This window comes from Albidovulum sp., from assembly GCF_049646345.1.
Lineage (GTDB): Bacteria > Pseudomonadota > Alphaproteobacteria > Rhodobacterales > Rhodobacteraceae > Albidovulum.
Map to the genome: position 1 here is coordinate 1 of NZ_JBARVQ010000763.1, position 4,328 is coordinate 4,328.

General features: G+C 62.2%; 4 protein-coding genes. All 4 read right to left on the reverse strand.

Features of this window, described 5'->3' with window-relative positions:
• Nucleotides 1–90: 90 nt before the first annotated feature.
• A complete protein-coding gene (locus WBB85_RS20115; RefSeq protein WP_432640367.1) occupies nt 91–474 on the reverse strand; it encodes a cupin domain-containing protein in 384 nt (127 codons plus the stop codon).
• 4 nt (nt 475–478) lie between these two features.
• Nucleotides 479–2,449 carry an ABC transporter permease gene (locus WBB85_RS20120; RefSeq protein WP_432640368.1) on the reverse strand — a complete coding sequence of 657 codons (1,971 nt, stop codon included), beginning with the start codon at nt 2,447–2,449 and terminating at the stop codon, nt 479–481.
• Nucleotides 2,449–3,474: a quaternary amine ABC transporter ATP-binding protein gene (locus WBB85_RS20125; RefSeq protein WP_432640369.1), complete on the reverse strand. Its 1,026-nt coding sequence runs from the start codon at nt 3,472–3,474 to the stop codon at nt 2,449–2,451. The genes WBB85_RS20120 and WBB85_RS20125 overlap by 1 nt, the downstream gene beginning before the upstream one ends.
• Before the next feature lie 64 nt (nt 3,475–3,538).
• The coding region (locus WBB85_RS20130; protein WP_432640370.1) for an ABC transporter substrate-binding protein at nt 3,539–4,328 on the reverse strand (790 nt) is incomplete at its 5' end.

The window sequence follows — 4,328 nt, forward strand, 5'->3', positions numbered from 1 at the left end:
GATGACGCTGCACCCCCGGCGGCAGGACCGGCAGGCCCGGCGTGACCACGCCCGCCCGTTCAAACGGCGTTTCGATGATCGACTGATAGTTCACGTGAGAGGCTCCAGTTCCCCGATACTGACACGCTCGGTCCGGCCCCAATGGGTGACCAGCAGTTTGCAGCCGGTGGGCGAAAGCGAGCTATGCGCAGTGCCCGGCTCCAGCCGGACGAAATCGCCCGCGCCGTAGGCATGGCCGTCGAAATCGACCAGTTCACCCTCGAGCACATAGAACTCCTCGGCCCCCCGATGCCGATGCGGCGCACTGCTCGCCCCCGGCGCCATCACCAGAAGGTAGCTCCCGGTCCCGCTTTCGGCGTCGAACGAGATGTTGTGCCACAGCATCGCCCCATCCGAACCGCCAAACGTCGCCATAGGTACAAACTCGGCAGTGTCAAAACGCGTGAGCGTGCGGCGGGTGTCCTTCTTGCCCATCGCGTCACCCCACACCCAGAACTTTGCGGCGGGTCGCCGACCAGCGCATGATGATGTGATCGAACGCCAAGGCCATCAGCGCCACGCACATGCCCAGCACGAAGTTCTTGCCAAGCTGATTACCCGCCAGCGTCTTCTGCAATTCCTGCCCAAGGTCCTGCGTGCCGATGAAGGCCGCGATGATCACCATGAAGAAGGCGAACATGATGGCCTGATTGAACCCAACGGCCATGGTCGGCAGCGCCAGTGGGATCTGCACTTTCCACAGTTTCTGGCTGCGGGTGGCCCCCGACATGTCGGCCACCTCGATCAGCTCTTCCGGCACGGCCCTGATGCCCTCGATCGTGTAGCGCATCAGGGGAACGGTCGCGAAGATGAAGATGGCAAAAACCACGGCCACGTCGTTGACGCCAAAGAGCATGATCGCCGGGATCAGGTAGATGAAGCTGGGGAAGGTCTGGGCGGTGTCGCAGACCAGCAGGATCGGTTCGGACCATTTCTTGCGCCGGGCGGCGAGGATGCCAAGCGGCAGGCCGATCATCGTCGCAAGGATCACCGCCGATATGACAGCATAGACCGTGATCATCGAGCGGTCCCACCAACCCGTCAGCGCGATGATCGCAAAGAACCCGCCCGCGAGAGCCGCCGAGCGTCGCCCACCGACATACCAGCCCGCCGCCGCGACAGCGAGGATAACCGATGTCGATGGCAGCCAAAGGATCGCGTTGCGGAACGGGATCAGCACCCAGGTGATCAGGAACCAGCGTAACCAGCCGGTGACGCCGTTGATTGCGTCATTGGCAAGGATCGCGCGGATCACGCCGTCGATCTCCTTGCCCTTCGACAGGTCTTGCGTGCGCTTGATGTGATCGGCGACCTGCACGAATTGCGCGAGGATGATACAGCCGACAAAGGCGGCAATGCCGATTAGCAGAAGCCTGTTACGCTGCCACCACGGCGTGCCGCGTTCGAAATGCTCGGGCTGTTTGACGACCCAGGCCTTGGAGCAGCGATCAAGCGTCACCGCGATCAGAACGATGGTCACGCCGATCTCAAAGCTGCGGCCAAGCTTCAGGGAATTCATCAGCGACAGCAGCTTTGCACCCAACCCCGGCATGCCGATGAAAGCGGTCAGAACGACCATCGCCAGCGACAGCATGATGACCTGATTGACGCCCACGAGGATCTCGGTCCGGGCCGCAGGCACATAGACATGGCGTAGCATCTGCCAGCGGGTGGAGCCGCTCATATGACCGGCCTCCACGACCTCGTTCGACACCTTTTTCAGCCCGAGCGAGGTCATCAGCACCATTGGCGGGATCGCATAGACGATGGTGGCGACGCAGCCCGCCGTCGGGCCGACCTTGAAGAAGATCACCGCAGGCAGAAGGTAGGTGAAGAAGGGCAGGGTCTGAAAGATCGCAAGGATCGGCTTCAGCACCGCCTCGAACCGCGCGAATTTCCATGCGAGGATGCCAAGTGTCAGGCCAAGAAGCACCGCGACCGGGGCCGCGACCGCGATGACGGACATCGTCTCCATCGCCAGTTCCCATTGACCGATGAGCGCCACCCAGACAAAGGTGCCGCCCGCCAGAGCGGCCATGCGCCAGCCCGACAGGGCATAGCCGATCACAGCCGCGACGGCGGCAATGGCCGTCCACGGGATCGGGCCGATATAAGGCCAGCGATGCTTGCCGTAGAGCAGGTTGGCAGTGATATCGAGAAGCCATTCCAGCCCCGAAGAGATACCGCGTGTCAGGTGGATCAGGCCGAGATCGTCCTTGATGAAATCAAAGAACCACTGGAGCCAGTCCTGATACGGCAGGACCGCCGCCTCTGGCACCCGGATCAGGAAGCCGGGCAGCAGGGGCTTGATGATCGCCAACAGGATCGCAACCGCGATCAGGATCGTCGCGACCTTGGGCCGGTCCATGGCCTGCCGCGATGGCAGGGCAGAGATGTCTGCCACCGCCATCACTCCGATCCCAGAAGGATATCGAGCGCGTCCTGACGGCGCATGGAGCCGATGACCTTTCCGGCCTTGTCGGCAACCGGCAGGAAATCGCGGCTTTCATTCACAAGCTGACGGGCGAGTTGCAGGATGGTCGCATCGGCGGAAACCGGCAGACCTTCGACCGCGTGGCCGTTGATCGGACGGGTCAGGCCACGCGCATGAACCACGCGCGATTTTTCAACATCCTCGGTGAATTTCGCCACATATTCGGTGGCGGGTGTCAGCACGATCTTGTCGGGCGTATCGCATTGCTCGACCGCGCCGTCCTTCATGATGGCGATCCTGTCGGCAAGGCGCAAAGCCTCGTCGAAATCATGGGTGATGAAGACGATGGTCTTGCCCAGCATGCCGCGCAGGCGCAGGAATTCGTCCTGCATCTCGCGCCGGATCAGCGGGTCAAGCGCCGAGAAGGGTTCATCGAGGAACCAGATATCGGGTTCGATGGCGAGGCTGCGGGCAATGCCCACGCGCTGCTGCTGACCGCCCGAAAGTTCGCGCGGGAAATATTCTTCGCGGCCCTCAAGACCGACAAGCTTGATGACCTCCATCGCGCGTTCGCGCCGGTTGTGCCGGTCCTGCCCGCGCATTTCCAAGGGGAAGGCGACATTGTCGAGCACGGTGCGATGCGGCAGCAGGCCGAAGCTTTGGAACACCATCCCCATCTTGCGACGGCGGAGTTCAATCAGCTCTTTTTCATTCAGCGACATCACGTCCTGACCGTCGACGATCACCTCGCCGCCGGTGATGTCGATCAGGCGGGACATGCAGCGGACGAGTGTTGATTTGCCCGACCCCGACAGGCCCATGATGACCAGCATCTCGCCCCGCCCGACCTCTATCGAGACATCGCGCACGGCGGCGATGTAGCCATCCTGGCGGATATCCTCGAAACTGCGTGTCCTTGCGGTATTCAGGTAGTTTTCGGGTTTCGGCCCGAAGAGCTTCCAGACATTCTTGCAGGAAATGACGGGCGTGGTGTCGGTCATGAGCGTCCCGGTCTGATTAAGGTCGGTTCCGGGGGCGTTTCCCCCCGGAACCCATTGATGCTGATCAGGCGCCACCGGTCCAGGGCTTCCATACATCTTCATTGGCTTCGAGCCAGGCCGCCGCAGCGTCCTCGGGCTCCATCTCGTCGATATCGACAAGCTTAGCCATTTCCGCGATCTGCGGGTTGGTGAAGGAAATCTGGGTCAGCGTGCCATAGGCGGCCGGCCACTTTTCCTGCATCCCATCCCATGCGGCGATCTTCAGATAGCCGTTGGCCGGGTTGCCGCAATCATAGGTCAGATCGGGGTTCGGGCCTTTGGACGGGTCTTCGTTGCAACCCTCTTCCCAGGCGGGGAACTCCACGAATTCGCCCGGCCAGACGGCTTCGGCAAAGTTCGGGGTCCAGTTGAAGACCACGACCGGCTTCTTGTCGGCCTCGGCCGCACCAATTTCCGCCCAGAGGGCGGCGGCGGAACCTGCATTGACCACGACAAAGTTCATGCCCAGCCCGTCGACCCGTTCCTGATCGTGCTTCAGCCAGTCAACCGGCCCGCCAAGGAAGCGGCCCTTTTCGCCGGTCTCGGGTGTGGCGAAAAGTGCCGCGCATTCGTTCAGCGCCTTCCAGTCGGGCAGGCCTGGGCAGCTTTCCTTGGTCCATGCCGGGTACCACCAGTCTTCGCGTGTGACCGCGTCATGGGTGCCTGCATCATGAAGGCCGCCCTTTTCCAGTGCCGCGCGGAACGAGGCGCCGAAGGCACCTTCCCAGACTTCAAGTTCCAGCGTCACATCGCCGAGCCGGACGGATTCATAGACCGCCTGGCTGTCGGTGGTGACGAATTCCACGTTGTTGCCC